Genomic DNA, 2,208 nt, shown 5'->3' on the forward strand with positions numbered 1-2,208 from the left:
CGCGAACGCCTTCACCCGTCCGAGCGGGCGCGGTAGGCGGCGTGGAAACCCATGGCGTTCCAGGTGTCGGCGTGCCGGCCGAGGCGGGCGGTGTGGTCGGGCCAGTCGGTGACCTGCCTGGTCCAGGCTTTCTCCGCCACCCCCGCGAGCCGCGGCAGGAGCAGGAACGCCAGGTCATCGAACGAGTCGACCGTCTCGCACCAGATCGCCGCCTCGACGCCGGCGAGCCGCGCCCCCGCCAGCTCGGGCAGGGTGGTGGGGTGCCAGGCGAACGCCTGCTCGGGGCTGTGCGGCACGTAGTCCCCGTGCCCGACGCGTCCCCGCCGCCGCTCCGACTCCTCGCAGGCCGCGGCGTCGGAGTAGGGGCGGTCCAGGTACAGCATCGTGTTGGACGACACCAGCACCGGGACGCCCGCCGCGGCCGCGGTCGGCACGTCGTGCGGGGCCAGGGCGAACAGCCGGGCCGCGTCGTCGATCACCGGGTGCAGCGCGGCAGGCGCCCGTTCCTTGAGGCGTTCGACGTCGAACGGGTTGTCCGGGCCGATCCAGTACTGCACCACGTCGTCGCCGTCCAGGCAGCCGGCGCGGACCGCCTCCTGCCAGGCCACGACCCGCTTGCCGCGGGACCGGATCAGCGCGTGGGCGTCGCGGACGAACCGCTCGTAGGACTCCGCCGGCATGCCGAACGGCTCGTCGGCGCCCAGGTGCACGAACGGTCCCGGCACCAGGTCGACGAGTTCGTTGAGCACGTCGCGGGTGAAGGCGACGGCCTCGGGGACGTCGGGGTCGAGGTAGCGCACGTACGGGTGAACCGGTGTGGTATCGCCGCCCAGTTCCGGGTAGGCGTCGAAGGCGGCCAGGACGTGGCCGGGCACGTCGATCTCGGGGATCACGGTGACGTGGCGCCGCGCGGCGTGCTCGACGATCCGGTCGAGGTCGTCGCGCGTGTAGAACTCCGCCGTGGCGCCCGGGCCGGTGAGGCGGGGGCGGGCGGCGGTCTCGACGCGCCACGCCTGCGAGTCGGTCAGGTGCAGGTGCAGGACGTCGAACTTGTACCAGGCGAGGACGTCGATGACGCGGCAGACCTCCTCGGGCGTGGAGAAGTGGCGCACGACGTCGAGCGAGAGCCCGCGCCACGCGTAGGCGGGTCCGTCCTCGATCGTGACACCGGGGACCGCCGGCGCCGGGTCGACGAGCTGGAGCAGGGTGGTGAGGCCCCGGAAGGCCGCCTCCTGGCCCGCGGCTTCGAGGAGCACGCCGTCCGGGCGGACCGTCAGCCGGTACCGCTCGTCGGCCCGCGCCGCCCGGGGGTCGACCCCGTCCGGTCCGGGCAGGTGCGCCAGCCCCAGCGCCTCGGGGCGGTCCACGACGACCACGACGTCGGCCCCCGGTTCCCCGTGCGCGACCACGCGGACGTCGAGCCCGTGCAGGCGTTGTGCCCAGGTGGCGAACCAGTCGGTCACGTCTCGGGAGAGACCGGGCGGCACGGCCGCGGTGACCGTCCCCGCGGCGCCGAAGGCGACGGGTTGCGCTCCCGTCACCGTGACGTGCGACGGGAGCGGCACGAGGGACAGGTTCGGTGTCATGCGTTCCCCTCCGCCCGCCGCCGGTCCAGCGCGGCCCGTCGAGCCCGTTGCAGCACGGGGTCGGCGACCGGGGCGGACAGCAGCAGGCGCTGGGTGTAGGCGTGCCGGGGCGTCGTGGTGACCTGTCCGCCGTCCCCGGACTCGACGATGCGACCCCGGTGGATGACGTTGACCCGGTGGCTCATGTAGCGCACCACGGACAGGTCGTGGGAGATGAACAGGTAGGCGACCCCCGTCTGCTCCTGGATCTCCAGCAGTAGGTCCAGCACGGTGCGCTGGGTGGTGAGGTCCAGCGCGGAGACCGGCTCGTCGCACACGATCAGCTTGGGGCCGATGGCGAGCGCCCGGGCGATGGCGATGCGCTGGCGCTGCCCGCCGGAGAACTCCCGCGGGAGCCGCTGGGCGGCGTCGGCGGGGAGGGCGACGCGGTCGAGGAGGTCCACGACCCGACGCCGGGCGTCGCGGCCCGCGACGCCTTGCGCGTGCAGCGGTTCGGCGAGCGTGTCCCCGACCGGGATGGAGGGGTTCAGCGAGGCGAACGGGTCCTGGAAGATGACCTGGAGGTCGCGGCTGAGCCGGCGGCGCCGTCGGGCGGAGGCGTGCTCGATGCGCTCACCGAGGT

Annotated in this window: 2 protein-coding genes; both read right to left on the reverse strand. The window is 74.1% G+C overall.

Going from position 1 to position 2,208, the window contains the following annotated elements:
• Positions 1-11: 11 nt before the first annotated feature.
• Complete coding sequence (locus ACFV4N_RS42965; protein ID WP_499678453.1) at positions 12-1,586, reverse strand: family 20 glycosylhydrolase; 1,575 nt, start codon at positions 1,584-1,586, stop codon at positions 12-14.
• On the reverse strand, positions 1,583-2,208 hold a 626-nt coding region (locus ACFV4N_RS42970), incomplete at its 5' end, for an ATP-binding cassette domain-containing protein (RefSeq protein ID WP_499678454.1). The genes ACFV4N_RS42970 and ACFV4N_RS42965, both read right to left, overlap by 4 nt.

Source organism: Actinosynnema sp. NPDC059797 (assembly GCF_042732085.1).
Classification (GTDB): domain Bacteria; phylum Actinomycetota; class Actinomycetes; order Mycobacteriales; family Pseudonocardiaceae; genus Actinosynnema.

Coding starts and splice junctions, on each gene's coding strand:
- ACFV4N_RS42965 (WP_499678453.1), bottom strand. CDS start 1,586: ATGACACCGAACCTGTCCCTCGTGCCGCTCCCGTCGCACGTCACGGTG.